Origin of the sequence: Methylobacterium sp. 88A, from assembly GCF_000376345.1 — a bacterium.
Classification (GTDB): domain Bacteria; phylum Pseudomonadota; class Alphaproteobacteria; order Rhizobiales; family Beijerinckiaceae; genus Methylobacterium; species Methylobacterium bullatum.
The window spans coordinates 671535-697500 of sequence record NZ_AQVT01000001.1 but is presented as its reverse complement, the minus strand read 5'-3'; the positions used below and the strand labels follow the sequence as shown (position 1 = coordinate 697500).

Sequence of the window (25966 nt, the reverse complement as noted above, 5' to 3'; positions counted from 1 at the left end):
ATGGAGTTGCCCTCGGGCAGGTCGAGCATGGCGAGCCGGGTTTGGGTCATGCGGTTGGCGCCGGCATAGAGCAGGCGCGTCTGTTGCACCGCCGCCTCCGGCTTGCCGCCGGGCAGGTTGCCGGACCAGCTCTCATGGCCGATCGCCGTGATCGTGCCGTCCGGCGTCGCGCCGAGGCGGACGCGCTGGATCGTGGCGGGCCGATGCACGGTGTTGTTGAAGCTGAGCGGACGGGTCAGCGCCACCTTCACCGGCCGCTTTGCGGCGCGGGCGCCGAGGGCGGCCAATACCGCTTCCGCCCGCAGGAACAGCTTGCCGCCAAACCCGCCGCCGACGAAGGGCGAGACGAGGCGGACCTTCTCCTTCGGGATGCCGAGGGTCAGGGCCAGATCCCGCGTACCCCAGGCGATCATCTGGTTCGAGGTCCAGACCGTCACTGCGTCGCCGTCCCAGGACGCGATGGACGCATGCGGCTCCATCATCGCATGAGCTTGATCGGGCGTGCTGTAGGTGGCGTCGAGCTGAACCGGGGCAGAGGCGAAGGCCCCGGCGAAATCACCGATGGAGGTGTCGGACGGGGCACCGGCGAGTTTCTCGGGCTTGCCCGTATCCTTCACCGCCGCGAGATCGAACGCGCCTTTGGATTCGGCATAATCGATACGGATGAGGGCCGCCGCTGAACGGGCCTGCTCGAACGTCTCCGCCACGACCAAGGCGACCGCTTGGTGATAATGCTCGATCTCGGGGCCGCCGAGAAGCTTGGCGGCGTTGAGCTTACCCTTGTCGAGGGGGCCGGCATTCTCTGCAGTGACGATGGCGAGCACGCCGCGTGCGGCCCTGGCCTCGTCGAGAACCATCGCCTCGATCCGCCCCTTGGCGATGGTCGCGCCTACGACGAAGCCGTAGACCGCCTTCGATTGCGGATCGTGCCAGTCATAAGCGTAGTTCGCAGTGCCGGTGGTCTTGAAGGGACCGTCGATCCGGTCCGTGGCCTTGCCCACCACTTTCAGCTGATCGATGGGGTTGCGGCCAGCGGGAGTGTCGAACTTCATGGTTCAGGCCCTCGCTTCGGACAGGACGGCACCGAGCGCGCGCTCGGTGAGCTTGAGCTTGTAGGCGTTGTCGTGGGTCGGCTTCGCTCCCGCGAACAAACGCTCCGTCGCGGCCTTGGCGCCTTTCGGCAGCTCGGCCTCAGCGGCCTCGTCGCGCCACGGCTTCGGGGCGACGCCACCGACGGCGATGCGTCCGGTCCCATCGCGCTGGACGATCAACGCGATGGAGATCAACGCGAAGGCATACGAGGCTCTGTCCCGGACCTTGCGGTATACATGCATGCCCGAGACCGGCTTCGGCAGAGTCACCGCCGTGATCAGTTCGCCCGGCCGCAAGTTCGTATCGATCTCGGGCGTGTCTCCAGGCAGGCGATGAAACTCCGCGATGGGGATGGTCCGCGTGTCACCCTTGTCGCTCACGGTCTCCACGTTCGCGTCGAGAACCCGCATGGCCACGGCCATGTCGCCCGGATGCGTGGCGATGCAGGCTTCGCTGGCCCCCACCACCGCGAGTTGGCGACTGATGCCGCCGATGGCCGAGCAGCCGCTTCCAGGCTGACGCTTATTGCAGGGTTGAGCCGTATCGTAAAAATAGGGGCAGCGCGTGCGCTGGAGGAGGTTGCCCGCCGTCGTCGCCTTGTTGCGTAACTGGCCGGATGCCCCGGACAGAAGGGCCCGGCTCAGGACTCCGTAGCCGCGCCGAACCCGCAGATCGGCCGCAAGATCGGTGTTGCGCACCAGGGCGCCGATCCGCAGACCGCCCTCCTCCGTCGGCTCGATCGTATCGAGATCAAGGCCGTTGACATCGACGAGATGGGTCGGCGTCTCCACCTGCAGCTTCATCAGATCGAGAAGATTGGTGCCGCCGGCGATGAACTTCGCGCCGGGTACGCGCAAGACGGACGCAGCGGCCTCCGCAGGCGAGGAAGCGCGTTCGTAAGTGAAGGACTTCATGCCTGCCTCCCAGCGACTTCAGTCATGGCGTCCACGATGTTGGAATAAGCGCCGCAGCGGCAGATGTTGCCGCTCATGCGCTCGCGGATCTCGTCCGCGGTAATCGCGGAGGTCGCGTTGAGATCGGCCGTGACGTGGCTCGGGATGCCGGCCTTGATCTCTTCGAGAACCGCGACACCGGAGCAGATCTGGCCCGGCGTACAAAATCCGCATTGATAGCCGTCATGCTTGACGAAAGCGGCCTGCATCGGATGCAGGTTGCCTGGCTTGCCCAAGCCTTCAATGGTGGTGATGGCATCGCCCTGGTGCATGACCGCGAGGGTCAGGCAGGAATTGATGCGTCTTCCATCGACGATCATCGTGCAGGCCCCACACTGGCCGTGGTCGCAGCCCTTTTTGGCACCGGTCAGGTGAAGGTGCTCCCGCACGGCGTCGAGGAGCGTGGTGCGCGTATCGATGTCGATCTCACGTGACGTCCCGTTCACCGTGAGCGACACTTTGGATGTCACCGGTTCGGACGTGCTCTCGGTGGCCGCCCAGGAAGCGGAGGGACAGGCTGTGACGACGGCACAGGCAGAGGCGCCCGCCATCAGATGGCGCCGGTTGAGTTCGAGGTCTTCAGAGCCATACATGGCGTTCTCCGAACCTGATCCATGAGACGTGTAATTCCGTTAGATCGTGTCGCGGACGTTTGCGCGAGGCTTCGACCAGCCCCCGACAAACGCTCGGCGGTGCAGAACTTTCCGTGGTGCCACGAAGTAGCGCAGGCGGACCGTGCAGCCACACCTTGGAAGAATTCCAAATGGTATATGTGCGCACACGCACAGCGCGGTCGTCATTGAGTGGCGGAAGGGAGGGTGAAATACCGCCAAAGCGGGCGCGAAGAACCCGCATCTCAGCCTCGTGTGAGTATAAAGGCAAAAAAGCAGCCGAAAACGGCAGTGCCGTGGCTGACAAAACAACATCATCGATAATGAGAAGGGTGGGTCCCGGAGCCGAAGCCCCGGGTTCTGTTTCGACGGTTACCCTACCGCAAGATGCTTACGCCGCGAGGCGGGCATCCATGACAACGTTATCGTTGGCATTTAGAGTTTTGGCCAAATACTTGGAACAGGGGTTGCCTGCGCCAAACCGGTCGAGTCCTTACCGACGCTCTCGCGATCCCTTTACCGCCCAGTCGATCCTATTTCGCCCCCATCAGAAACGCATCACGATGCGTTTTTGGTGGAGGCGCCGGAGTACTGCCCTCCGGGTCCTGAAACGTTATTACGAACCGGTCATCAAACGCAGGATCGATATAGAGGCGGTGGGCCGAAAAGTCTAGATCGGCGGCCCTTTGTCTGTCGGATGCCGGATGCCGCGAGGCGGATTTTTTCCCACACCCGGCAACCACATGCGCGGGTGAGGCTTCTCGATCCGGCACGAGGCATGCGGGGATGCGTCCCGATGTGCCTTTCGGCAGAGGATCGATGATGGACAACACGCTGCTTTCCGCCCCGGACTTCAAGGGCCCCGCCATTCTGCTGTCGGGACCGGTCGATCACGACATGTACAAGGCTTTCCGGCGCCAACTCGACGCCGCCTCCGGGCTGGACATCGTGGTGGTCGAACTCACCACCCTCGGCGGCGACCCGGAAGTGGCCCGGATGATGGGCGAAGACATTCGCTTTGCCAGCGAGGTGACGCCGCATCGCCGTTTCGTCTTCCTTGGCAAGGCGGCGATCTACTCGGCTGGTACGACGCTCATGAGTTTCTTCGCGCGTCCGAACCGCTATCTCACGCGCGGTACGCGCCTGATGATCCACGAGCGCAAGATGGCCAAGACCTTGGAGATCCACGGTCCCCTCACCACCTGCATCGCCACCCTCAAGGCGACGTTGCACGAGATCGAGACCTCCATCGAGATTCAGAACGAGGGCTTCGCCAACCTCGTCACCGGCTCGCAGGTCTCCTTGGAGGAGGTCATCGAGAAAGCCCCGTACAATTGGTATATCGAGGCCGAGGAAGCCAGGAGTCTCGGGTTGATCGAGGCGGTCCTTTAGTCACTGACGCGCAATCTCGGAGGCAGGCCTGGATCACACCGACCCGTCCCGATGCCGTGCCGCCTCCATTACCGCGAGGTAGATGCGGTCCGGTGCGAAGGGAGTCGCGGTGAGCCTCGCGCCCGTGGCATCGCGGATGGCGTTGGCGAGCGCGGGCGCGACGGGGTTGAACGGGCTCTCACTCATCGATTTCGCGCCGAGCGGACCGATGCCGTCATAGGTGTCCGCGAACAGGACGCGGGTGCGCGGCACGTCCGCGAAGGCGGGGATATGATAATTGCGGAAGGTCTGCGTAACGACGCGGCCCTCTCCGTCGATCCGCATTGCCTCGTACAGGGCCGCGCCGATCGCCTGCGCGACACCGCCCTCGACCTGGCCGCGGCACTGCATGGGGTTGAGAACGCGGCCGGCATCGGCGGCATGCACGCTGTCGAGGATGCGCACCTCCCCGCTCGACCGATGGACCGCGACCCGGAACCCCTGAACGTTGAAGGCGACGGAACGCGGCGAGCCATCGGCCCTCGCCGCGCGCTCGATGGTTCCACCCGTTAGTATTTCCGCGAAGCCGATCTCGCCGGATGGGGTCGAGACACCGTCTCGGTGCATGCGGCATTCGGAGGGCGCCCCCCCTCCCCTCTCGGCGGCAACCTCGCGAAGGGCCTGGCCTAAGGCGAGGGCGGCCTTCAACGTCGCCTGTCCGGCCACCACGATGCCGGTGGATCCATAGGCCCCGGTATCGTGGCCGACGCGGTCGGTATCGCCGTGGCGCAGGGTGATGCGCTCAGGGCTCGTACCGAGCGCCGAGGCAGCAATCTGGGCGAGGACGGTGGTCGTTCCGTTGCCGAACTCGGCGGTGCCGACATCGAGGTGGTAGTGTCCATCGATTTGAAGCGCGATCCGCGCATCGGCGAAATGCCCGCGCGGCGGGATCGTGTCGATCATCGCCATCGCCATGCCCTTGCCGACGAGCCAGTCACCGGATGGGGTCTCGGCGGGTCCGAGTTCGTCCATGGCGGATGAGACGAGATCGACGCACTGGTCGAGCCCGTAGCTTCCGTACTGCACGTCATGGGGTTCGAGGCTGTTCGATACCATCGGGTCGCCCGGGCGCACGACGTTGCGGCGGCGCATCTCGAACGGATCCAGCCCGAGGCCGCGCGCCACTTCGTCCATCGCCGATTCCACCGCGAAGATGGTTTGGCTGAGGCCGTAACCCCGGAAGGCACCGCTCGGCAGGGTGTGCGTGTAGACCGCGTAGCCGTCGACGCGTTTGTTGGGACAGCGATAGACGCCGATCACCTCGTTGCAGCCGTGATGAATCACGCCGCCGGCATGGTTGCCATAGGCGCCGGTGTTGGAGACCACATGCAGCGCGATGGCCGTCAGGGTGCCGTCCTGGCGGGCGCCGATCTTGATCGTCACCCGCATCGGATGGCGGGTGGTCGTGGCGGTGAACTGCTCCTGCCGGGTCATTTCCCACTTCACCGGGCGACCGGTGGCGAGCACCGCCAGGGCCACCAGATCCTCGGTGAGCATCTCCTGCTTGCCGCCGAAGCCGCCGCCGACCCGGCCGCAGAACACGCGTACGGCATCCCGCTCCAGGCCGAACAGGTTCGCCAGCGCGTCGCGGGTGAGGAACGGCGTCTGTGTGCTCGAGCGGATGACGAGGCGTCCGTCCTCGTCGCGCCAGCCGACGGCCCCGTGAGTCTCGAGATGGGCGTGCTGGACCCGCTGGGAATCGTAGGCCGCCTCGTGGACGAAGTCCGCCTCGGCAAACCCCGCCGCCACGTCGCCGACTTCGCCATGCACCTCGGCGGCGAGGTTGGGATGGGAGAGGCGCGGTGGGGCATCCTCGCCGGGCTGATCGGCGCCGTCATGAACCAAAGGCGCGTCCGGCCGCAGGGCCTCGTCCGGATCGAACACCGCGTCGCGGATCTCGTAATCCACGGTCAGCGCCGCGCAACCGGCCTCGGCCGCGGCTTCGCTCGTCGCCACCACCGCCGCCACCCGCTGACCGACGAAGCGGAGGATCGAATCGAGCACTCGCGTATCCGGGGCGTCGTCGAGGGGATTCTCGTGCCGCCCGGTGGAGAACCGTCCGGCGGGGACATCCTCGTGAGTGAAGACCGCCACCACACCCGGCACGGCCAGAGCTCCCGCCCGGTCGACCCGCAGGATGCGGGCATGGGCATGAGGCGAGCGCAAGACCTTGAGATGAAGCAGGTCCGGTACGGCCAGATCGAAGGTGAAGGCTGCGCTGCCCGAGACGATCCGAGGCCCGGCAGGGGCCGGGATGCTGCGCCCGCACGGGTCGTCGCGCCTATCCTCCAGCCGTTCCACGCGCGCTACGCCCGCCACGGCGTCGGCGATGGCGCCGTAGCCGGTACAGCGACACAGATTACCCTTCAGGGCGGTGGCGAGATCGCCGATCTGCCCCTGGTCCAGAGCCGCTGCGGTCATGATCATGCCGGGGGTGCAGAACCCGCACTGGTAACCCTGGGCGCCGAGAAAGGCCGCCTGCATGGGATGACGTGGCTGCGTGCCCCCCTCCCCCGGCCGACAGGGGCCGCCGAGGCCTTCGATGGTGGTGACGCTGCGCCCCTCGGCACGGAAGGCGGGCAGCAGGCAGCTATGCACCGGCTCCCCGTCGAGATGCACCGTGCAGGCGCCGCAATCCCCCGCATCGCAGCCCTTCTTCACCCCGAACCAGCCGAGCTCGCGCAGCATCGTGCGCAGGCATTGGCCCGGACGTGGGGACGCATCCTGCTCGTGTCCGTTGACGTGCAGGATCATGCGCGGCCCTCTTTCTCGAACGCGCGCCGGATCTCTTCGGCGAGGGTGAAGGTCATGTGCCTGCGCCAATCCGGCGTGCCGTGAACGTCGTCGTGATACAGGGCCACCGGAACCGCCTCGGTGATCGAGGCGGCCAGGACCGCCGCATCGGGGAGCGTCGGGAACATCAGGCGCAGCGGGCGGCGCGTGGAGGCGGTGATCGTCAGCGCGAAGGCGCCGTTGGAATCCAGGGTGCCGATCAGCAGGGCGCCGGAGCGTCCGTTGGGGCTCAGGGAAACCTGGCGGAAGGCGGTCCGGCGCTTCAGCGCGGCCAGGGGAAGATCGATGCGCCGCAGGATTTCGCCGGGTGTCAGCGACGTACATTGCGATCCGAGGACGAGATCGGTGATGGCGACCCCGCGCTCGTCTCCCTCCGGTGTCCAGACCAGGCAGGTTCCCTCCAGGGCGGTGGCGAGCGCGATCATCGGCGCGGCCGGCAGGGCGAGGCAGACGTTGCCTCCCACGGTGGCCATGTTCCAGATCTTGAAGGATCCGAGCAGCGCCCGGCAGCATTGCGCGAAGAGGGGAGCGGCGTTCCACGATGCGGGCAGATCGAGCCGGAACAGCTCGGCGATGGTACAGGTCGCGGCGAGCGAAAGGCCCCGTTCGCTCACCTCATGAGCCTGCCAGCCGAGGCTCGAGAGATCGACGAGGCGGCGCAGGCGCGGCTGAGGCTCGGAGAACAGCCACGTCCCTCCGGCCAGCCAGGCATCGCCGTCCCGCCACCCGGAGAGGTCGGAGCGGTTCCGCGGCACGGCGACGGAGCCGATCGAGTTCAGGTCCATCGTTGAAATCCAGGGTCGAGCACGCGGCGAGATTGCCCGTTCGGGAGGGTGATGGGAAGCTCGCGGGCGAAGCGAGGGCACCCGTGCTTGGGGCAAAGTCAGAGGAGCAAAATCAGTGCCGCCCGGAATCGCATCTCGCGCGCTTCGGTCCACCCCGCTAAGCTGCGGCGATGGAGCATGAAGCCGTCGCGAGTCTTCTGGCGAGCGCCCTCGGCGACCCGTTGACGACATGGAGCCTCGGCAGTTTCGGCGCCGTCGCGAGCTTTCTCCGCGAGCCGGAGGAGGAGGCGATGCCCTTGGCCGATGCCCGGATGGGTATCGCCACCGCGCGGGGGGCCATCGCCCTTGACCCCGCCGCCCTGGTTCGTCCCGTGGCCTACGAGACCGGGTTCGCCTTCGGCTGGAACCATGCCCTGGCCCTGTGCCTGCCGCGCGACGCCTGCGCCATGGGACGAAGGTCCGTCGTCACCGAACTCGGGCCGGATCGCGAGGCCGCCGGGATCGGGCATCGCGACCATATTCTGTTCGATCTGGGCCTGAACCTGCTGGCCGTGGATGCCTGTATCCGGACCGGCGACCCCGCCCTCATCGATCTCCTCCGCAGCCGAGCCGGGCGGGAAATCTTCAATCCCGACAATACGATCGCGGCGGAACTCGTCGCGGCCGGCCCTCATCGCGTCTTCGTCACCCGGATCGGGCGGATCGAGGTGTTCACTCCGATCCGGGCCAACCCTGATTCCGCCTCTGTCGGTCCACGGACGCACATCCTGCCTAACATCCTGCGTCTGGGCAGGACCCACCCCGCCACGGCGCCGATCCCCTCCGGCTGGGTGCCCTGCGGTGCGATTCATCCACCGCACCCGTGCAGGGATGGTTCGGGTAGAAGAATTTCCTTTCAGCGCGCGCGTCACGAGGCTTTCCAGGCGCTGCTCGCGCGCTGGGGCGACCCGGACCTGCTCGCGGCGAAGCACGCAGCGATCCGTGGGGAGGCCGTGGTCGGACGGTTCGCCAGGAGCGCGCGGCGGGCGGCGGAGGAACAGGAAGCGTGCCTGCGCGGCGAGGTCTAGGGGCTCGTCCCGGCGAGCTTCACGGCGAGGGCGGTCAGTGCCCCGTCCGGGCGGATCAACTCGTCGAGGATCGAGAAATGGTCGTGGCCGGGCAGTTCGGCGACGGTCGAGGCGTTGCCGGCGCACCGCCACGCGTCGTCGTAATCAGCGGAATGCCGCCGCAATTCGGGCAATTCGTTCGATCCGCACACGATGGCGAGGGGCTTGTCCGAATGCGTCACCTGCCGGATCGGCGAGAGGGCCTCGATTTCGGCTTGCGTCAGGTGCAGGCGGTCGTCGAGCTCGGTGTGCCGGATCGGCTCCAGATCGAACACGCCGCTGATGGCGAGGCCCGCATCGACCTCGGGCCACACCATGGCGAGCGCCGCGAGATGCCCGCCGGCCGACCAGCCCGAAACGACGAGGCGACGGCGCCCCCTGCCCTCCTGCAGACCGCGCAGGAACACCAACGCCGCCCGGATCTCGGCGGCGATCTCGGTGAGGCTGGCCTCCGGCGCCAGGGTATATCCCACCAATCCCACATCGAGACCGTGACGCGACGGTCCTTCGGCCATGCAGGCGAAATCCTGGCGCGTATTCCTGATCCAATAGCCGCCATGGATGAAGACGAGGAGCGGCGCATCCTCCGCGCCGCTCCGGAACAGGTCGATCCGGTTTCGCTCGGCCGGCCCATAGGCGAGGTCGAGCGCGTGGGGGTGGAGCGCGCGAAACGCGGCGCTCCGGGTCCGCCAGCCGGACAGTCGGGCGGCGCTGTCGGCGACGGCGCCGGTATTGTCGTAGGCGCGGGTCAGGGTCTTCCGGTCCATCCGGCGCCAGTCACCGGAGGGCGGCGTCGGTCCGCTCATGCGGCCACGGGGGCGTGGTGGCTGTGGAGCTGGGCCGACAACATCCGGCGCACGTCGTTGAAGGCCGGGCTCGACACGTCGCGGCGGCGGGCGAGGTCGATGCCGTGGATCGCGTCGATCCGGCCGGGGCTCGGGGACATGACCACGACCCGGTCGGCGAGGAAGATCGCCTCCTCGATGGCATGGGTCACGAACAGCACCGTCAACCCGGTGCGGCTCCACAGGTCGAGGAGCTCGTCCTGCAGCCGCTCGCGGGTCATGGCGTCGAGCGCCCCGAACGGCTCGTCCATGAGGACGATTTCGGCATCGTTCGCCAGCACCCGCGCGATGGCGACCCGCTGTTTCATGCCCCCGGAGAGCTGGTGCGGATGGGCGTCGGCGAAGCGCTGCAACCCGACGAGGGCGAGATAGCGCTCCACCGTGTCGCGGATTTCCGCCGCCGGCCGACCGCGCGATTTCGGGCCGAAGCCGATATTGTCCCGCACGGTGAGCCAGGGGAACAGGCCGTAATCCTGGAACACCATGCCCCGGCTCGGGCCGGGGCCTTCGATGGGCTTGCCCCACATTAGAGCCTCGCCGGCGGTGGCGTTTTCGAAACCGGCGACGATGCGGAGCAGGGTAGACTTGCCGCAGCCCGAGGCGCCGAGCAGGCAGATGAACTCGCCCTTGGCCACGGTGAGGTTGGCGCCGCTGAGCGCCTGGACCGTGCGGCCCTGGACGGCGAAGGATTTCGACACGCCGCGGATGTCGAGGATCGGCACGGTGGGCTCAGCCATGGGAGGGGCTCCAGGCAAGAAGGCGCTGGCCGACCAGCATCACGGCCCGGTCGCAGACGAAGCCGGCGACGCCGATGACGATCATTCCGCAGATGACGATGTCGGTGCGCGAGAGTTGCCGCGCCTCCATGATGATCGCGCCGAGGCCGGTGGGAACGCCGGTCATCTCGCCGACGACGATCACCACCCAGGCGAAGCCGAGGCCGAGGCGCAAGCCCGTGAAGATCGACGGCAGGGCCGCCGGCAGCACCACGCGGGCGAACTGCGCCGAACCCCGGCAGCCGAGCATGGCGGCGGCCTCGAACAGGCGAGGCTCCACCGAGCGGACCCCGAAGATGGTGTTGACCAGGATCGGGTAGAACGCGCCGAGGAAGACGAGGAAATAGGCCGAGCGCGGGCCGAGGCCGAACAGGATCATCGCCAGCGGAAGCCAGGCGGTCACCGGCACCGGGCGCAGGATCTGCAGGGTCGGGTCGAGGATCTGACGCATGAGCGGCACCCGGCCGATCAGCAGCCCGAGGGGCACCGCCGCCAGGGCCGCGAGACCGAACCCGCCGAAGACACGGGTGAGCGAGGCGACGAGATGCGTGAGCAGCGTGCCGCTGAAGGCGTCGCCCTCCGGTCCGCCGATGGCGAGATCCACCATCGCCGTCCAGACCTCGGCGGGCGGCGGGATCAGGCTGTAGGGCTTGCCCACCGTGAGCCAATGCCAGGCGATGCCCATCGCCACCGGCAGGGCGAGGGCGAGGAGGGGCTGACGCAGGCGCGCGAGGCCCGGCAACGCGCGGCGCGGCGCCTGCTCCGCCACCACAGGGGCGGAAACGGCCGGCGCGCTCATGAATCCCTCATCGCATCGACGAAGCGGGTGTCGATGAAAGTGGAGAAGTCGGGCAGGCGCTTGATCTGCCGCGCCGCCAGCATGTGTTCGGAATAGGCCTTGGCCTGTTTGACTTCGGTCTCGCCGAGCTTCCACTTGAACTCGACATTGGGCACGGAGAGCTCGATGGCTTCCCGCTTCTGGCCGAGCTTCTGCACCGCCATCGCCACGGTGGCGTCGCGGTTGGCTTGCGCGAAATCCGACCCCTTGCGGTGGATCTCCAGCATGGTCTTCACCACGTCGGGCCGCTCGGCGAGCGTGTCGCGATGGGCGCCGAACACCATGTTCAGGGAGCCCATCTCGGTGCCGTAGGGATACTCGACGAGTGTACCGATTCCCGTGGAGAGGCTGACGCCGGGGGCGGGTTCGGCGCCGACATAGGCGTCGACGTCGCCCCGCGCGAGGGCGATGTGCATCTCGCTGAAGGAGATGCGCACCGGCGTGATGTCCTTCACGCTCACGCCCTCCATCCGCATCCGCTCCAGGGCGAAGACCTCCTGGGTCGAGCCGGGCCAGATCGCCACGCGCTTGCCCTTGAGGTCGGCGACCTTCTCGATGCCCGACCCTGTCTTGGCGATGATGGCCATGCCGCGATTGCAGGTGGAGGCGATGACCACGATGGGCTCGCCGGCCGCCGCCCCGAGGGTGCCGGCGGCGATGCCGAACGTTCCGAAATCCACCGACTTCGTCACCACCGCGTTCTTGCACTCGGTGGGGCTCTCGAACGGGATCACCTCCACGGTGACGCCGGGCGGCGCGAACTGGGCGTAGAAATACGGGGCGATGGAATGGATCAGCTTTAGCGATCCCATTCGGATCACGGTGGGCGTCTCGGCGCGTAGCACCGACGGTGCGGCGACGAGGCCGGCGCCGAGGCCGGCGAGGAAGGTGCGACGACGAATCATCTGAGCCGGCTCCGACATGATGTGAACCCGGACAGGGTATGTCGGGAGGCTGTTGCAAACGAGTGCTGGTTATCGACTATGGTGTTGCGAAAATCGCAACACGCGGAGTAGGACGGAGCGGTGCCTTGGAGATCCCCATCCGGGCGCATGTTCGGGTCGTTTGTCCAAGACTTCTCCTCATCCTGAGGCGCCGCGGAGCGGCCTCGAAGGAGCCCTCCAGGGATCGCCGCCGCATCTGGAGGCCTCCTTCGAGGCCCGCTAACGCGGACACCTTAGGATGAGGTGATCTGATGGGATGATCGACTTCGGCATGAGCATCCGTTGAAACATCCGATCGAACGGTCTCCATGAAGCATCTGCGAACCCTCACCTACGTGTCAGAGGTGGCCCGGCGCGGCTCGATCCGCCGGGCGGCGGAGGCCCTGAACATCGCCCCCTCGGCGCTCACGCGGCAGATTCAGGATCTCGAATACGAGCTCGGCACGCCGATCTTCGAGAGGCTGGCGCAGGGCATGCGGCTCAACGCGGCCGGCGAGTTGCTGGTGCGCCATATCCGGGATCAGGTCGCGGACATGGAGCGCGTCCGCTCGCAGATCGCCGACCTGTCCGGCGTGCGGCGCGGCCATGTGGCGCTGGCCTGCAGCCAGGCCTTCGTGAACCAGATCGTGCCGGACGAGGTCCGGGCCTATCGCGCGCGTTTCCCCCTCGTCTCGTTCACGGTCCAGGTGCGCGACCACGCCCAGGCGGTGGCGGCCCTCGTCTCCTTCGAGGCCGACCTCGCCCTGGTGCTGCAGCCGCCTCCCTCGGTCGATCTCCACGCTTTGTTCACCTGCCGGCAGACGCTCTGCGTCGTCATGCGGGCCTCGCACCCCCTGGCCCAGGAGGAAGGGCCGGTGCGGCTGCGCGAGTGCCTGACCCATCCCCTCGCCCTGCCCGACCGGTCGCTGGCGATCCGCCATCATCTCGACGATGCGCTGGCGCGGCGGGGGACGCCGTTTCGCCCGGCCGTCGAATCGAGCTCGCTGGAATTCCTGCGCAACCTCGCCCTGCGCGAGGATGTGGTGAGCCTGCAGGTGCCGAGCGGCATCCCCAACGACCAGCGCCTCGTCAGCCGGCCCATCGACGAGCGCGACCTCTCCCCCATGACCCTGATTCTCGGCCAGCTGCGCGGGCGGATGCTCCCCGTCGCCGCCGCGAAATTCGCCGACGGCCTCGCCGCGAGCCTCAACGACCGCTACGGCGCGGCCTGACTTGTTCAGGCGGCATTCCGGTTCGACAGGTTAGGAGTTGCGCAGTCACCGGCGCGGGTTTGACCCAGCATGGTCCTCATCCTGAGATGCCGTAGCGAAGCGGAGGCCTCGAAGGAGACATCCAGGGATCGCCGCGCGAGCTGGAGGTCTCCTTCGAGGCCGCTTTGCGGCACCTCAGGATGAGGATCGCGGATGGGGCGACCGTGTCCAGTCGCGGGTTTTTCGAAGGGTTGATTCCCACTCATGCATGCCGACGCCTTTCTCACCGCCGCCGAGAATCTCCCCGTGGCGGATCTCGATGCACTCACCGATGGGGGCGGGCTCGTCGTCGTCGCCCCGCACCCGGATGACGAGAGCCTCGGATGCGGGGGCCTGATCGCCGAGGCCTGCGCGCGCGGGCGCGAGGTGCGGCTCGTCATCGTCAGCGACGGCTGCGGGTCGCACACCCATTCCGCCCTCTATCCGCCGCTCCGCCTCCGGGCTTTGCGTGAGGAAGAGACGCTGGAAGCGGTGGCGGCGCTCGGCCTCGCGCCCGCCAAGGTCACGTTCCTGCGCCTGCCCGATGCGGGGGTGCCGAGCAGCGGGCCCGAAGCCCAGGCAGCGGCGGATGTGGTGGCGTCCGTGGCCCGGGAGAGCGGGGCCGGCGCCGTCTGCGTGACCTGGGCGCACGATCCCCATTGCGATCATCAGGCGGCGGCCGCCATCGTGAGGCTCGCCCAGCCGAAGCTCGGGGCGACGAAGGCCTTCGCCTATCCGGTCTGGGGCTGGACCCTGCCGCAGGGCACAGAAGTCGGCGCTCCTCCGTCGGGCTACCGCCTCGATGTCAGCGCGCATGTGGCGGCCAAAGCGCGGGCGGTGGCGGCGCATCGCTCGCAGACCACCGACCTCATCTCCGACGACCCGACGGGTTTTCGCCTCGCGCCGGAGATGATCGCGCGCTTCCTCGGCCCCTACGAGATCTTCGTCGCGATGCCGGCGGACGCCGCGTGAGCGCCACCGTCATCACCCTGAACAAGGGCCGCGACGCGCATCTGGCGCGCCTGCTCGAAGGGCTCGGCCGGGGCACGCCTCCGGCGGAATGCATCGTGGTGGAGATGGGGGCGAACCCCGCCCCCCTCCCCGATCACGGCTTTCCCATCCGCCGCATCGAGTTGCCGAGCACGGGCCTGCCCCTAGCCCGTGCCCGCAATGCCGGGCGCCGCGCGGCCTGCGGCGATCACCTGATCTTCCTCGATGTGGATTGCATTCCCTCGGGCGATCTCGTCTCGAGCCTCGACGGGGATCTTGGGCGAGCCGACGGGCTGATCTGCTGCGAGGTGAGCTACCTGCCGGCGCGGGCCGTCGACGACGGCTGGACCGAGGCGGGGTTGCGCGCCGTGGGGCATACCCATCCGGTGCGCAGCTTCCCGGCTGCGGGCCTCGCCCGCACCGACAATCCCGGCCTGTTCTGGTCCCTGGCCTTCGGCGTCCGGGCCACGACCTTCGACCGGATCGGCGGGTTCGACGAGGCCTTCGACGGCTACGGCGCCGAGGATACCGACCTCGCCTTCCGGGCCGATGCCGCCGGCATCCCGATCCTGTTCAGCGCGGGCGGCCACGCCTTCCACCAGTATCACGGGGCCTTCGACCCGCCGCTCCAGCATTTTTCCGACATCATCGCCAACGCCACCCGCTTCCACGCCCGCCACGGGCTCTGGCCCATGGACGGCTGGCTCGATGCCTTCGCGCGGTTGGGATTGCTGCCGCCGACCTGGCGCGAGGCGCCGACGATCCTGCGCATGCCGACATCCGAGGAGATGGAAGACGCGCGGGTGCCGCTGGACCGGCCTTTTTAGGTGTTGGCGCGGAGAACCCGTGGAGGCTTTGCTCTTGGACGTCGAAACCCAGGGCATCCCAACCAATCCACCTCATCCTGAGGTGCCCTTTGCCTCGGCAAAGGGCCTCGAAGGAGTCCTCCAGAACCCATCACGATCCCTGGAGGCCTCCTTCGAGGCCGCTACGCGGCACCTCAGGATGAGGTAAGAGCTTGGAGTAACAGATCAAACAGGGTCGTGGACGTAGAAGCCAAGCGCATCCCACCCACTCCACCTCATCCTGAGGTGCCGGAGCGCAGCGGAGGCCTCGAAGGAGCCCTCCAGAACCCACCGCGATCCCTGGAAGCCTCCTTCGAGGCCGCTACGCGGCACCTCAGGATGAGGTAAAGGCTTGGAACAGCGCCTCAAACAGGCGCTAGACCCGAGGCGCGCGTCGGCGCTCGATGCCCGCGATGACCTCTTCGATGATCGCGACCGTACGGCCGATGGCGTCGGCTTGAACCAACCCGCCGATCACGGACGGATCGAGGGCGAGGCCCGCCTGGATCAATGCCGGCCATTCCGAGGCGTCCGGCCATGCGGTGCGGACGATGGCCGCGCCGAGAGCCGCCAGGGATTCCGCCTTCGCCGTCTGCTCGTCGAAGGCGCGGGGTTCCGGCAGGCAGAGGAAGCGCTTGGCCCGTGTCGCCACCGCCGCGACGACGCCGTCGCCGCCGCCGCCGACCACGAGGGCGGCGCGGTCGAGATAGGGGCCGGTCTCGGCGACCCAGCCGTGGAGATGCAGGTTCGGCGGGGCGTCGGTCGCGAGAGGCTCCACCGGACCGAGAACGTGCCACTGCCGGTCGGGGACGGCGCGGGCCGCCGCCGCGAGGTCGGAGGCCGAGCCGCCGGTCCCGCCCCGCCCGTAGATCACCGCGATGGAACCGTCATCGGGCGCGGCCGCCTTGGGAGCATCGGCCAGGAAGCCGGCATAGAGGGTCTTCGCCCGCACCCAGTCCGGCGTTCCGGCCGTTTCGATCTCGGGCGGGTTGAAGGCCAGCAGGCGCTCGGCCGAGCGGAAGCCTTCGAGATGCGGAATATCGGTGCGGTTCCCGGCCAGGCGCACCACCAGGGTCGGCACCGACAGGAGCCGCGCGAGGAGCGTCACCTCCACCGACACGTCGACGATGAGCAGGGCCGGATCGTTCTCGGTCATCCAGGCAGCGAGCCTCCCCATCCGGGCGCGGATGCGGTCGATCCCCACGGGGACATAATGGAAGCAGTCCGGCCGGATCGCCTCGCCGTCCTGGCCGTCGAATCCGGTGAGCCGGTCGTCGGGCAAGTCGAGGATCGCGCCGTTGGCGGTCGAGGTGTCGATCTCGGCCAGGGTGCCGATGAGGGTCACGGGCCGGTCCAGGCGGGCGGCGATGAGATTCGCGCGCTGCCAGTGACCGGCGCCCTGATGATGGACGTAGTAGCCGACGGGACGCCGGCTCGTCGTGGCCTCGCTCACGCGACGCGCGCCCTGGGCCTGTCGATCAACCGGGCGAGCAAGGCGTCGAGCCCCGCGATGGCCTCGTCAAGGGGGACATGGGCCGGCTCCGGCCCGATCTCGCCGACCCGCTCTCCCACGCGCTCGGCGAAGGCGATGGCGTTGACGCAGGTTGCCGGTGCGATCGCGGCGATGTCCTCGGCCGATACGCCGAGCGCGCGCAAGCCGGCTTCCGGCCCGCCCTTGGCGGTCCAGGCGAGGCGGAACGCGCGCTGACGCTCGATCACGGCGAGCCAGTGGCTCGCCGGCGGCAGCAGGTAATCCTCTTCCCCGGCGACGACGCGGGCGCGGCGGGCCATCTCGGTGGCCATCCCGCCGGTGACGCGGCCGGTGCCGCGATCGGAGACGGAGATCGAGACACGGGGGCAATGGCGCACGCGACCGCCCGCGAGGCGGACCTTGGCGACCAGCGCGTTGTCCTCGCCGCAGGGAATCGCGGGCAGTCCGCCGACCTCGCGATAGAGCGCGGTACGAAGCGCGAGGCTCGCCGCCACGTGGTCGCCGTGGCGGGGCGCCGGATCGTGGGCGGGGGGATCGATGGCCTCTTCCAGCGCCCGCACCGCGACCCAGTAGCGCTCGATCCGGCGATGCAGCGCGTGGATCTCGGGGTCCCGGTTCTCGCTCTCCTCCGTCTCGATGACGAGGCGGCCGCCCACGAGTTCGGCATGCTCCAGGGCCGCCAGATTGGCGCGGGCCCAGCCGGGCGCGGCGACGGCGTCCGCATCGGTGCTGAGGAGGACGGCGTCCTCGACGCCATCGGAATCCAGCCAGTCGGCCCCGGCATCGAGCGCCATCCGGCGGGCCGTGCCCACATGGGCCACCTCGCGCGGCACCACGGCCTCGATCACCCGGAGGTCGAGATGGCGCGTCTCGCCGTTGCGCTCCATCTCGCGGATCAGCGACACGGTTTCGTCGGTGCAATTGTTGGCCAGGATCACGACGCGCAGCAGCGCGCCGTCTCCCGAACCGATCTGCCGGTCGAGGGAGCGCACGAGGCGCGGCATCACCTCGGCTTCGTTGCGGGCGGGGACGCAGACGACGGCCCGGCCGAGGGAAAGCGGGCTGTTACGCATTGTCGAGCAGGGGTGCGCGAGCGCCGGCCGGGACCGGACGGACGGAGACGGGGGTCGACCAGCGGCGGATTTCGGCATGGTACATCGCCTCGTAGCGGTCGGTCATGGTGTCGGCGTCGAAGAGGTGCTCGGCCCGGCGACGACAATCGTGCCGGTCGAGGCGGATGGCGCGGGACAGCGCCCGCCCGAGATCCACCGGATCGTCGGCCTGGGCCAGAACGCCCGACGTCTCGTCCAGGATGTCGGGGATGGCGCCACGGGCGAAGGCCGCCACCGGCGTGCCGCAGGCCAGGAACTCGGCCAGGACGAGGCCGAACGGCTCCTCCCAGCGCGGCGTGCACAGGGCCACATGGGCCTCGCCGACGCGGCGGGCGAGTTCGGCATGGCCGAGATGGCCGAGATAGGTGATGTCCGGGCCGAGGCGGGGCGCGATCTCGGCGTCCCAATAGGCGCGGTTGCTCTGCGGACCGGCGAATTTCAGGGGGATGCCGGCGACGCGGGCGGCATCGATGGCCAGATGCGGCCCCTTCTCGGGCACGAGCCGCCCCATCCAGATCGCATGGGGCTCGCCCTTGGGGACGGGCGAATAGGCGAAGGCGTCGAGATCGATGCCGTTGCCGATCACCAGCGGCTCGTCGAGGAAGGGCAGCCACTCGCGCGCCAGGGATTCCGAGACGGCGGCGAAGGTCATGTCGTCCGCCCGCGCCTTCACGCCGCGCACGAAGGGCTCGAAGGGCGGCGTGTGCAACGCCGTCACCATCGGCGCGCCGAGATCGCGGGCGCGCAGCAACGGCAAGTAATGCAGGCTGTTGTTGTGGATGATGTCGAAGTCGCCGCGCGCCACATCCGCCACCATCGCCTCGTAGGCGGCGAGTTCGGCGCGGTCGATCCGCAGTCCGGACTCGTCGTCGACGGCACTGCCCGTGGGCGGGCAGACCGCCTTGAGGCAGCCACGCGCGTCCGACCCTTCCGACGCGTAGAGCGTCACGCTGTGGCCGCGGGCACGCAGGGTGCTCGCGAGCAGATGCGTGTGCATCTCGAGCCCTCCGGAAAAGGGCTGGGCGATGGGGTATTTGAGGTGAGCGAGGAGGGCGATCTTCACGGGGCTGCAGACATCACTTCTCGAGTGTCCTACGCCGCGAGTGACGCGGCCGACGGACACTGGAGTGCCACCACGGTCTCGTTCGACGCGACAGTGAGGCCGACGTAGACCTCTACCGTGTCCATTTAGGGCGCCGCAGGTGAACGCCGACAGAACGACCTCGTCGATATCGCGATTGTCCGAACCCGTACCGTTCCGGCAGGCGCGCTTTTAGCGCGTGAGCCGCCGGTGCTCCTGCGTCAGGCCATCGTAGCCCCAGGCATCGGCCGCGATCTCCTGGACCACCACATAGGTGGCGAGCGGCAACCCATCACCCAGCACCCGATGCAGCAGGGCGTTGGCCTCGGCGATGAAGCGGGCCTTCTCCTCGGCGTCGTTGGTGCCGGCGGTGATGGCCGCCTGGACATGCGCCGCGACTTCGACCGGCCGCCCTCCCACCTGCCAGCCGGACGCGGGCACCTCCTCGACGAGCACGGCCGTGAGATCCGGGTTCTTTCCCAGAATGTCGGCCATGAGCGCCGTCACTCCGCTCTGCAGGCGGCCGACCCGATCCACCCCGATGCCCGACCCTGCGATTGTCACATTCACGAACGGCATGACGCTCTTTTCCTCTACGCATCGCGAAGGATCCGCGATTGACGAGATGAGCATGCCGCGACAGGATCGTTCGGAAAATCTCGTAATTCCGAACCGATCGTTTGGCAAAACTCAATGTCTCTGCCGGTCAACCTCGACATGGACGTGCTGCGGTCCTTCGTGACCGGGATCGAGCTCGGCAGCTTCGCCAGGGCGGCGTCACGGCTCGGCCGCTCGCCATCGGCGATCAGCCTGCAATTGCGCAAGCTGGAGGACCAGGTCGGCCAGCAACTCGTGCGGAAGCACGGGCGCGGCCTCGTCCTCACCGAAGCGGGTGAGACGATGCTAGGCTATGCCCGCAGGCTGCTCGACCTGAACGATGCCGCCGTGAGCGCCCTCGGCTCGCCAGCCCTCACGGGCCGGGTCCGGATCGGCCTGCCGCAGGATTTCGCCGAGACCTGGCTTCCGGAGACCCTCGGGCGCTTCGCCCGCCTGCATCCCGGCGTGAGAATCGACGCGCATGTGGACCGGAACGCGACCCTGCGCGCGCGCCTGGACAAGGGCCAGCTCGACCTTGCGCTCCTCTGGGACGAGGACGGGGGCGAGCGGGACGGCGCCGTCATCGGAACCCTGCCGATGGCCTGGATCGGACCGCGTCGCGGCGTCACGCCGGGCACCGACCGCCCAATCCCCCTGGTCCTGTTCGGATCGCCCTGCATTTTCAGGCACGCCGCCCTGAACGCCCTCGACGCGGCGGCGATCCCCTGGCGGATCTCGTTCAGCAGTCCGGGTCTCGCGGGCCTGTGGGCCGCCGTCTCGGCGGGTCTCGGCCTGACCGTCCGCACACCCCACGGCCTGCCCGCCGCGCTCGCGGCGCTCGACCCGGAGGAGTCCGGCCTGCCCCGGCTGCCGTCTCTCTCCCTTCGCATGCTCGAGGCTCGGACGAGGTCCGACCCGGCCGTGGAGCGTCTCGCCGCGCTCCTCACGGATGTTCTCACCGTCGCCATCGGCGAAATGGATCATGCGACCAATGTCGCACCGCATTGACAATCCCGGCAATAGATCTTCCGCGCCGACGATCTTGTGCAGCGCAAAACGAAGAGCGCAAACAACGGCGCACCGCACCACATGACCGATAAGCTTGTCCTTTCCCGCCTATGGAAATTTGTCTTTCCATGACCGGGACGATTCAGAAAAACAGGGGAACGAATGAAGCCCCGCTCCCGTTGTGAGGGCAGAACTACTTCCTGGAGGAATAGATGCGACAGATTTCCAAGCTCGTCGGCGCCGGCGCCATCGTGATGCTCAGCTCGGCAATGGCCATCGCCGCCCCCTGTGCGACCGGCTCCACGGCGGACGGGAAAGCGGCCATGAACGACAAGAGCTCGAAGGTCGATCCTGGCGCCACCGGCAACGTGAGCCCCGGCGCGAAGGCCGAGTCGCCCGGCACCGTCGGCGCCATGAACAATGTCGGCGCCAACACGGCGACCTCGGCGTCCGACGTCGCCAAGCAGCAGGACGGCAAGCCCACCGCCGCGGACGCCGCCAAGGGCTGCTGAACCCCACTTTCCGATCATCAAGGACGCCCGCCCGGTTCGACCGTGGCGGGCGTTCCGCGTTTGAAGGGTCGGAGAATCGTCGACCGTGGCGATCCCGACGCGGTTCGACACACCACGACGAAGACCTCGACGAATGTATGCAAACATACATTAGGCGAGGCGAAAACAATGTTTCGCGAAGTCATCTCGCTCGCTCCGACCGATAAGTCGAGATGAAGCCTTGCCTGTTCTTTGCCCGGGCGTACAACGAATTCTGTCCGAATCGCTTTCTGGCGAACGGGTCCGGTTGTATGTCGAGGCGACGCGTGAGGCATTCGATCATCCTGGACGTCGCGCGGTGATCCGAGTTTCCGAACAGGATCGGATCGCCTCGGAAATCGCCCGTACCGTCGACGGGCCCGATCCCTTTGCCGCGGCCTTGCGCGCGACGCGGATGCCGATGGTCATCGCCGACCCCAACCAGCCCGACATGCCGGTCGTGTTCGTGAATACCGCGTTCGAGCGGGCCACGGGTTTCTCGCGCGAAGAGGTCCTCGGCCGCAACTGCCGGTTCCTGCAAGGCCCCCTGACGGACCCGGCGGATGTCGCCCGCATTCGTGAAGCCATCGCCAAAGGCGTCCCGATCGAGATCGACCTTCTCAACCATCGCAAGAACGGCGACGTCTTCTGGAACCGGCTTCTCATCGCGCCGGTCTTCGATTCGAACCGAAGGGTCGCCTATTTCTTCGCCTCACAGCTCGACGTGACGCTGGAGCGGGACCGCCTGGTCCGGCTGCAGGAGGACCGCGATGCCCTGGAGACCGAGGTCGAGCGCCGGAGACAGGAGCTTCGCCGCAGCGAGACGAACCTGCGTTTCGCGCTCAGTGCCGGCCGGCTCGGTTCCTGGACCCTCGATCTCGTCGACATGACGCTGGAGACGTCGGATCATTTCCGGATGAATTTCGGGCGGGATGCCGACGACCCGCTCAGCTACGACGAGCTGCTCGCCACGATCCATCCCGGCGACCGCGAGCGGATGCTGGCAGAGGTGCGCCGCTGCATCGAGCGGAACGTCGATTACGACATCGAGTACCGGGTGATCGCGCCGACCGGAGACCTGCGCTGGGTCCATATCCGCGGCCAGACCTTCTACCGCGCCGATGGAACGCCCCTCAGCATGGCCGGCATCTCCCTCGACATCACCGAGCGCAAGCAGGCCGAGGAGTATCGCACCCTGCTCGCGGGCGAGTTGACCCATCGGGTCAAGAACACCCTCACCCTCGTCCAGTCGATGATCCGGCAGACCCTGCGAGCCGCGCCCTCCCTCGAAGAAGCGGGCCGATCCCTCGAAGCGCGGGTGGTGTCCCTGGCGGCGGCGAACGACGTCCTCACCGAGGAGGCCTGGGACAGCGCCTCCATCGCCGATATCGCGGACCGCGCGCTCACCCCGTTCCAGAGCGAGGGGCGGGAGCGCGTCGACCTCGACGGCGGCGAGATCAGGCTGCCGCCGCGCGGCGCCCTGGCCTTGGCGATGGCGCTGCACGAACTCGCCACCAACGCGGTGAAATACGGCGCCCTGTCGAACGATACCGGACGGGTCCGGCTGTCCTGGAGCCTCCTCGACGGCAGCGCGCCGCACGACTTCCGCGTCACCTGGCAGGAAACGGGCGGGCCGCCGGTGGCGGTGCCGACGCGGACGGGATTCGGCTCGCGGCTGATCGAGCGCGCCTTCGCCCAGGAAATCGACGGCACCGCGACCATCACGTACCGGCCGGAAGGAATCCTGTTCGTCGCCGAAGGTATCCTGCCGGGACGTCTGCAGGACTGAGCAGGTTCCTATCGTGGAACCGGCGGCCAGTTCCGCTAAACCTGCTCGGGGCGAGCATCCGGGCGCGGCTTGACCCGCTCGGGCCGAAGCTCGAAGACGGACGGGGACGCAAGCGCGCGGACGGAGACGGGCATGGCGACACGCGGTTTCACGGGACGACGGCCGCCGGAAGCGACGGGCGAGCGGCTTCCTCCGGGCCAGTATCTCGAACAGGACTTTCCGGTCCTGCAGATCGGTCCGAATCCGCGCATCGACATGGAGAGCTGGAGCTTCACCCTGCGTGAGGGCTCGCGGCCCCTGAAGAGCTGGAACTGGGCGGAATTCTCCGCCCTCCCCCGGACCTCCTGGCGCGGCGACATCCATTGCGTGACGAAATGGTCCAAGTTCGACACGGGCTGGGAAGGCGTCAGCATCGACGACATCCTCGCCGCCGCCGGGATCTCGGCCCCCACCGAGTTCCTGCTCGCGGAAGGCTATGACGACTACACCACCAACGTGCCGGTGGCCGATCTCGCCGGCCCCAAGGCCATGGTGGCGACCCATTACGAGGGCCGGCCGATCGAGCCCGATCACGGCGGCCCGGCCCGACTCCTCGTGCCGCACCTGTATTTCTGGAAGAGCGCCAAATGGGTGAAGGGCTTGCGCTTCACCAAGAAGGACGAGGGCGGATTCTGGGAATTGCGCGGCTACCACATGTACGGCGATCCCTGGCGCGAGCAGCGCTTCACCGGTGATTGATCCGGCGGCACGGCCCCTCCCCTGGCAAAAAGCCACCCTCCTGGCCATCGAACCGGTGACGCGGCGGGTGAAGAGCTACCGGTTCCGGATCGATTTCGACCGGCCGATGCTGGCCGGGCAGCATGTGGACGTGCGCCTGACGGCTCCCGACGGCTACCAGGCCCAGCGCAGCTACTCCATCGCCTCGGCGCCGGGCGCGGACGGCACGATCGAACTGATGATCGAGGGCCTGCCCGAAGGCGAGGTCTCGGGCTTCTTCGATTCCGTGGCCGAGATCGGCGACACGATCGAGCTGCGCGGCCCCATCGGCGGCTCGTTCGTCTGGCGCCCGGAGGATGGCGGCCCCCTCCTCCTCGTGGGCGGCGGCTCCGGCGTGGTGCCGCTGCTCGCGATGCTGCGCCACCGCGCCGCGGCCGCACCCGCGGTGCCCGCCCTGCTGCTCTACTCGGTGCGCGATGCGGCCGAGACCATCGCCGCGGAGGAACTGGCCCTTCGCGCACGCGACGAGCCGCATTTCGACCTGATGCTGAACCTGACGCGGGCCGGTGGCCGCCGCGTCGACGGGGCGATGATCGGCGACGCGCTGGACCGGCTCCGCGCTCCGCAGCACGTCTATATCTGCGGCGGCAACGCCTTCGTCGGAAACGCGGCGGACCTGCTGGTCGATGCCGGGCTCGAACCGGGCCGTATCAGGACCGAACGTTTCGGCGGCTGATTGGAGGGGGCGCGCCCTATGCCCAATGGCGGGCCCACAATGCCACGCCCCCGCCGACGGCGAGGGCCAGGAGCGGGGTCACCACAAAGGCGACGAATTGGATCTCGGTCATGGCGTCAGGCCCGACACTGAATTTCCGAAAGATCGCGACGCCCAGCAGGAGTATCAACGGGCCGACGCCCCGCCCTCTAGCCTACGATTGTCACACATCGCGCGGGATGCGCAGGTCCCCTCTCCTGAAAGGAGAGGGAGCGCGTTGCGACTTATGCCAAACCCTCTCGGATCGAGGGAACAGCCGCCGAGCGGATTGATGAATCCCGTGGCCCTCAGGCCTCGGCCCCGACCAGCCGGTCCGCCACCTCCTCGGCCAGCGACAGGCTGGAGGTCAGTCCGGGGCTCTCGATGCCGAACAGGTGGACGAGGTGCGGCAGGCCGTGCTCGGCCGGTCCGTCGATGACGAAATCCGCCGCCGGCTCGCCCCGTCCGGTGAGTTTGGGGCGGATGCCGGCGTAATCCGGCGTCAGCGCATGATCGGGCAGCCCCGGCCAGTAGCGCCGGATGGCGTGGGTGAAGGCCTCGGCGCGGCCTGGATCGACGACGTAATCCGGCGCGTCCACCCATTCCACATCCGGCCCGAAGCGCATCCGGCCGGCCAGATCGAGGGTGAGATGGATGCCGAGGCCCCCTTCCATCGGGGCGGGATAGATCAGCCGCGAGAAGGCCGGGCGGCCGAGGCAGCCGAAATAGCTGCCCTTGGCGAGGACCTGCCGGGGGATCCGCTCGCCCGGATAGGGCTCGACCGCCCGCGCGACCGCCTGCGCGCCGAGGCCGGCGGCGTTGACGACGGCATCGAAGGACAGTTCATCACCGCAGACCTCGACCCGCCAGCCCCCGTCATCGCGCCGGATCGCGCCGACCGGTGCACGGAAAGCGATGGCCCCGCCCGCATCCTCGATGTCGCCCTGCAGGGCCAGCATCACGGCATGGCTGTCGACGATGCCGGTCTCGGGCGAATGCAAGGCCGCGATGCAGGCGAGGTTCGGCTCCAGCGCACGGGCCTCCCGGCCCTCCAGAAGAACGAGGCCCTCGACGCCGTTGGCCCGGCCGCGCTCGGCGATCCCCTCCAGGGCGGCCCGCTCGTTCTCGGAGGTGGCGACGATGAGCTTGCCCGGCCGCGCATGGGGCACGCCGTGGCTCCGGCAGAACTCGTAGAGCATCCGCCGGCCCCGCGTGCAGTGCCGCGCGCGCGAGGAGCCGGCGGGGTAGTACATCCCGCCATGGATCACCTCCGAACTGCGCGAGGACACGCCGGTCCCGATCGCGCCCTCGGATTCGGCGACGACGACCGAATGCCCGCGCCGGCCGAGGACCCGCGCCACAGCGAGCCCGACGATTCCAGCGCCGATGACCAGCACGTCCATCTACGGTTCCTGCATCCACGGTTCCTGCCCGGGGGCCGACGACCGGGAAGAGGATAGCCGAACAGGACGGAGAACGGCCAGACGACGGGAGGACCGGCGGGCACGCACTTTCGGATATACGCAAACCACGCTTGGAAGCATTGCAGCATGGGGCGTGGCGTCGGGGCGGTATTGCCGCTAGAAGCGACCTCTCCGTAACCGAACGAGGCCGGACCCACGACCGGATGAAGCGACGTCGCCACTCA

General features: G+C 68.2%; 24 protein-coding genes and 1 other RNA gene (1 of these 25 running past the window's edge). 10 read left to right on the top strand and 15 right to left on the bottom strand.

Translation table 11 applies throughout. The features are described 5' to 3' along the window. From paoC to ssrA, 4 genes are all read right to left on the bottom strand, one after another. A protein-coding gene (gene paoC, locus A3OM_RS0103175; RefSeq protein WP_018042287.1) for an aldehyde oxidoreductase molybdenum-binding subunit PaoC crosses the window boundary here: on the bottom strand, nucleotides 1–1052 show its 5' end (the start). Its footprint begins 1156 nt before the window's first position; only the first 1052 of its 2208 coding nucleotides appear in the window; its start codon is at nucleotides 1050–1052; its stop codon lies off the left edge, out of view. 3 nt (nucleotides 1053–1055) lie between these two features. Beyond that, entirely contained in the window at nucleotides 1056–2006 is a 951-nt protein-coding gene (locus A3OM_RS0103170; protein WP_018042286.1) for a xanthine dehydrogenase family protein subunit M, read from the bottom strand. Further along, nucleotides 2003–2638 (bottom strand): aldehyde dehydrogenase iron-sulfur subunit PaoA, encoded by a 636-nt coding sequence (gene paoA, locus A3OM_RS0103165; RefSeq protein WP_018042285.1) that lies wholly within the window; start codon nucleotides 2636–2638, stop codon nucleotides 2003–2005. The genes A3OM_RS0103170 and paoA overlap by 4 nt, the downstream gene beginning before the upstream one ends. A gap of 367 nt (nucleotides 2639–3005) precedes the next feature. Beyond that, nucleotides 3006–3333, bottom strand: a transfer-messenger RNA (tmRNA) gene (ssrA, locus tag A3OM_RS24995). Between the two features lie 142 nt (nucleotides 3334–3475). Between ssrA and A3OM_RS0103160 the strand changes: the two genes are divergently transcribed. Continuing rightward, nucleotides 3476–4048, top strand: coding sequence for a peptidase S14 (locus A3OM_RS0103160; RefSeq protein ID WP_245257752.1), 573 nt, complete (start codon nucleotides 3476–3478; stop codon nucleotides 4046–4048). 33 nt (nucleotides 4049–4081) lie between these two features. Here the strand turns inward: A3OM_RS0103160 and A3OM_RS0103155 are convergent, their stop codons facing one another. Together A3OM_RS0103155 and A3OM_RS0103150 are read right to left on the bottom strand one after the other, a co-directional pair. Further along, entirely contained in the window at nucleotides 4082–6841 is a 2760-nt protein-coding gene (locus tag A3OM_RS0103155; protein ID WP_018042283.1) for a molybdopterin-dependent oxidoreductase, read from the bottom strand. Beyond that, a complete protein-coding gene (locus tag A3OM_RS0103150) occupies nucleotides 6838–7665 on the bottom strand; it encodes an FAD binding domain-containing protein (RefSeq protein ID WP_018042282.1) in 828 nt (275 codons plus the stop codon). Before A3OM_RS0103150 ends, A3OM_RS0103155 begins: the two co-directional genes overlap by 4 nt. 170 nt (nucleotides 7666–7835) lie before the next feature. Between A3OM_RS0103150 and A3OM_RS0103145 the strand changes: the two genes are divergently transcribed. Continuing rightward, nucleotides 7836–8732, top strand: coding sequence for a hypothetical protein (locus tag A3OM_RS0103145; protein WP_018042281.1), 897 nt, complete (start codon nucleotides 7836–7838; stop codon nucleotides 8730–8732). On the opposite strand, the gene A3OM_RS0103140 is transcribed toward A3OM_RS0103145, so the two are convergent. Genes A3OM_RS0103140 through A3OM_RS0103125 form a run of 4 tightly spaced genes read right to left on the bottom strand, consistent with a single transcriptional unit; the run spans nucleotide 8729 to nucleotide 12135 of the window. Continuing rightward, the gene (locus A3OM_RS0103140) at nucleotides 8729–9577 is read right to left on the bottom strand and encodes an alpha/beta hydrolase (protein WP_043764293.1); all 849 of its coding nucleotides are present in this window, start codon (nucleotides 9575–9577) and stop codon (nucleotides 8729–8731) included. The two genes, A3OM_RS0103145 and A3OM_RS0103140, sit on opposite strands and share 4 nt — an antisense overlap. Next, the gene (locus tag A3OM_RS0103135; protein WP_018042279.1) at nucleotides 9574–10353 is read right to left on the bottom strand and encodes an ABC transporter ATP-binding protein; all 780 of its coding nucleotides are present in this window, start codon (nucleotides 10351–10353) and stop codon (nucleotides 9574–9576) included. The genes A3OM_RS0103140 and A3OM_RS0103135 overlap by 4 nt, the downstream gene beginning before the upstream one ends. Beyond that, nucleotides 10346–11191 carry an ABC transporter permease gene (locus tag A3OM_RS0103130; protein ID WP_018042278.1) on the bottom strand — a complete coding sequence of 282 codons (846 nt, stop codon included), beginning with the start codon at nucleotides 11189–11191 and terminating at the stop codon, nucleotides 10346–10348. The genes A3OM_RS0103135 and A3OM_RS0103130 overlap by 8 nt, the downstream gene beginning before the upstream one ends. Continuing rightward, on the bottom strand, nucleotides 11188–12135 hold the full coding sequence (locus A3OM_RS0103125) for an NrtA/SsuA/CpmA family ABC transporter substrate-binding protein (protein ID WP_026175664.1): 948 nt from the start codon (nucleotides 12133–12135) through the stop codon (nucleotides 11188–11190). The genes A3OM_RS0103130 and A3OM_RS0103125 overlap by 4 nt, the downstream gene beginning before the upstream one ends. 347 nt (nucleotides 12136–12482) lie before the next feature. On the opposite strand from A3OM_RS0103125, the gene A3OM_RS0103120 reads away from it, so the two are divergent. The 3 genes from A3OM_RS0103120 (at nucleotide 12483) to A3OM_RS0103110 (ending at nucleotide 15220) form a co-directional block, all read left to right on the top strand. Continuing rightward, nucleotides 12483–13385, top strand: a complete 903-nt coding sequence (locus A3OM_RS0103120; RefSeq protein WP_018042276.1) for a LysR family transcriptional regulator — start codon at nucleotides 12483–12485, stop codon at nucleotides 13383–13385. A 243-nt stretch (nucleotides 13386–13628) separates the two neighbouring features. After that, nucleotides 13629–14375: a PIG-L family deacetylase gene (locus tag A3OM_RS0103115; protein ID WP_018042275.1), complete on the top strand. Its 747-nt coding sequence runs from the start codon at nucleotides 13629–13631 to the stop codon at nucleotides 14373–14375. Continuing rightward, nucleotides 14372–15220, top strand: a complete 849-nt coding sequence (locus tag A3OM_RS0103110) for a galactosyltransferase-related protein (protein WP_018042274.1) — start codon at nucleotides 14372–14374, stop codon at nucleotides 15218–15220. The genes A3OM_RS0103115 and A3OM_RS0103110 overlap by 4 nt, the downstream gene beginning before the upstream one ends. A gap of 394 nt (nucleotides 15221–15614) precedes the next feature. On the opposite strand, the gene A3OM_RS0103105 is transcribed toward A3OM_RS0103110, so the two are convergent. From A3OM_RS0103105 to A3OM_RS0103085, 4 genes are all read right to left on the bottom strand, one after another. Beyond that, a complete protein-coding gene (locus tag A3OM_RS0103105) occupies nucleotides 15615–16691 on the bottom strand; it encodes a hypothetical protein (RefSeq protein ID WP_018042273.1) in 1077 nt (358 codons plus the stop codon). Then, nucleotides 16688–17803: a glycosyltransferase family 2 protein gene (locus A3OM_RS0103100; RefSeq protein ID WP_018042272.1), complete on the bottom strand. Its 1116-nt coding sequence runs from the start codon at nucleotides 17801–17803 to the stop codon at nucleotides 16688–16690. Before A3OM_RS0103100 ends, A3OM_RS0103105 begins: the two co-directional genes overlap by 4 nt. Further along, complete coding sequence (locus A3OM_RS0103095) at nucleotides 17796–18905, bottom strand: glycosyltransferase family 4 protein (protein ID WP_018042271.1); 1110 nt, start codon at nucleotides 18903–18905, stop codon at nucleotides 17796–17798. The genes A3OM_RS0103100 and A3OM_RS0103095 overlap by 8 nt, the downstream gene beginning before the upstream one ends. A gap of 210 nt (nucleotides 18906–19115) precedes the next feature. Then, the gene (locus A3OM_RS0103085; RefSeq protein ID WP_018042269.1) at nucleotides 19116–19502 is read right to left on the bottom strand and encodes a 4-oxalocrotonate tautomerase family protein; all 387 of its coding nucleotides are present in this window, start codon (nucleotides 19500–19502) and stop codon (nucleotides 19116–19118) included. A 114-nt stretch (nucleotides 19503–19616) separates the two neighbouring features. On the opposite strand from A3OM_RS0103085, the gene A3OM_RS0103080 reads away from it, so the two are divergent. The 5 genes from A3OM_RS0103080 to A3OM_RS0103060 all read left to right on the top strand — a co-directional run bounded on the left by A3OM_RS0103080 (nucleotide 19617) and on the right by A3OM_RS0103060 (nucleotide 24300). Continuing rightward, the gene (locus tag A3OM_RS0103080; RefSeq protein ID WP_018042268.1) at nucleotides 19617–20528 is read left to right on the top strand and encodes a LysR substrate-binding domain-containing protein; all 912 of its coding nucleotides are present in this window, start codon (nucleotides 19617–19619) and stop codon (nucleotides 20526–20528) included. Nucleotides 20529–20740: 212 nt separating this feature from the next. Then, nucleotides 20741–21040 (top strand): hypothetical protein, encoded by a 300-nt coding sequence (locus tag A3OM_RS0103075; RefSeq protein ID WP_018042267.1) that lies wholly within the window; start codon nucleotides 20741–20743, stop codon nucleotides 21038–21040. Nucleotides 21041–21377: 337 nt separating this feature from the next. Beyond that, nucleotides 21378–22847 (top strand): HWE histidine kinase domain-containing protein, encoded by a 1470-nt coding sequence (locus A3OM_RS0103070; RefSeq protein ID WP_026175663.1) that lies wholly within the window; start codon nucleotides 21378–21380, stop codon nucleotides 22845–22847. A 132-nt stretch (nucleotides 22848–22979) separates the two neighbouring features. Next, complete coding sequence (locus tag A3OM_RS0103065; RefSeq protein WP_018042265.1) at nucleotides 22980–23585, top strand: sulfite oxidase-like oxidoreductase; 606 nt, start codon at nucleotides 22980–22982, stop codon at nucleotides 23583–23585. Continuing rightward, the gene (locus A3OM_RS0103060) at nucleotides 23578–24300 is read left to right on the top strand and encodes an FAD-binding oxidoreductase (RefSeq protein ID WP_018042264.1); all 723 of its coding nucleotides are present in this window, start codon (nucleotides 23578–23580) and stop codon (nucleotides 24298–24300) included. The genes A3OM_RS0103065 and A3OM_RS0103060 overlap by 8 nt, the downstream gene beginning before the upstream one ends. A gap of 326 nt (nucleotides 24301–24626) precedes the next feature. Here the strand turns inward: A3OM_RS0103060 and A3OM_RS0103050 are convergent, their stop codons facing one another. Further along, nucleotides 24627–25721 carry an NAD(P)/FAD-dependent oxidoreductase gene (locus A3OM_RS0103050; RefSeq protein ID WP_018042262.1) on the bottom strand — a complete coding sequence of 365 codons (1095 nt, stop codon included), beginning with the start codon at nucleotides 25719–25721 and terminating at the stop codon, nucleotides 24627–24629. Nucleotides 25722–25966 lie beyond the last annotated feature (245 nt).

What these genes read in the sequence shown, in the direction of transcription:
- A3OM_RS0103170 (WP_018042286.1), bottom strand. Translation starts at nt 2,006, where the DNA reads ATGAAGTCCTTCACTTACGAACGCGCTTCCTCGCCTGCGGAGGCCGCT.
- paoA (WP_018042285.1), bottom strand. Translation starts at nt 2,638, where the DNA reads ATGTATGGCTCTGAAGACCTCGAACTCAACCGGCGCCATCTGATGGCG.
- A3OM_RS0103160 (WP_245257752.1), top strand. Translation starts at nt 3,476, where the DNA reads ATGATGGACAACACGCTGCTTTCCGCCCCGGACTTCAAGGGCCCCGCC.
- A3OM_RS0103155 (WP_018042283.1), bottom strand. Translation starts at nt 6,841, where the DNA reads ATGATCCTGCACGTCAACGGACACGAGCAGGATGCGTCCCCACGTCCG.
- A3OM_RS0103150 (WP_018042282.1), bottom strand. Translation starts at nt 7,665, where the DNA reads ATGGACCTGAACTCGATCGGCTCCGTCGCCGTGCCGCGGAACCGCTCC.
- A3OM_RS0103145 (WP_018042281.1), top strand. Translation starts at nt 7,836, where the DNA reads ATGGAGCATGAAGCCGTCGCGAGTCTTCTGGCGAGCGCCCTCGGCGAC.
- A3OM_RS0103140 (WP_043764293.1), bottom strand. Translation starts at nt 9,577, where the DNA reads ATGAGCGGACCGACGCCGCCCTCCGGTGACTGGCGCCGGATGGACCGG.
- A3OM_RS0103135 (WP_018042279.1), bottom strand. Translation starts at nt 10,353, where the DNA reads ATGGCTGAGCCCACCGTGCCGATCCTCGACATCCGCGGCGTGTCGAAA.
- A3OM_RS0103130 (WP_018042278.1), bottom strand. Translation starts at nt 11,191, where the DNA reads ATGAGCGCGCCGGCCGTTTCCGCCCCTGTGGTGGCGGAGCAGGCGCCG.
- A3OM_RS0103125 (WP_026175664.1), bottom strand. Translation starts at nt 12,135, where the DNA reads ATGATTCGTCGTCGCACCTTCCTCGCCGGCCTCGGCGCCGGCCTCGTC.
- A3OM_RS0103120 (WP_018042276.1), top strand. Translation starts at nt 12,483, where the DNA reads ATGAAGCATCTGCGAACCCTCACCTACGTGTCAGAGGTGGCCCGGCGC.
- A3OM_RS0103115 (WP_018042275.1), top strand. Translation starts at nt 13,629, where the DNA reads ATGCATGCCGACGCCTTTCTCACCGCCGCCGAGAATCTCCCCGTGGCG.
- A3OM_RS0103100 (WP_018042272.1), bottom strand. Translation starts at nt 17,803, where the DNA reads ATGCGTAACAGCCCGCTTTCCCTCGGCCGGGCCGTCGTCTGCGTCCCC.
- A3OM_RS0103085 (WP_018042269.1), bottom strand. Translation starts at nt 19,502, where the DNA reads ATGCCGTTCGTGAATGTGACAATCGCAGGGTCGGGCATCGGGGTGGAT.
- A3OM_RS0103080 (WP_018042268.1), top strand. Translation starts at nt 19,617, where the DNA reads ATGTCTCTGCCGGTCAACCTCGACATGGACGTGCTGCGGTCCTTCGTG.
- A3OM_RS0103075 (WP_018042267.1), top strand. Translation starts at nt 20,741, where the DNA reads ATGCGACAGATTTCCAAGCTCGTCGGCGCCGGCGCCATCGTGATGCTC.
- A3OM_RS0103065 (WP_018042265.1), top strand. Translation starts at nt 22,980, where the DNA reads ATGGCGACACGCGGTTTCACGGGACGACGGCCGCCGGAAGCGACGGGC.
- A3OM_RS0103050 (WP_018042262.1), bottom strand. Translation starts at nt 25,721, where the DNA reads ATGGACGTGCTGGTCATCGGCGCTGGAATCGTCGGGCTCGCTGTGGCG.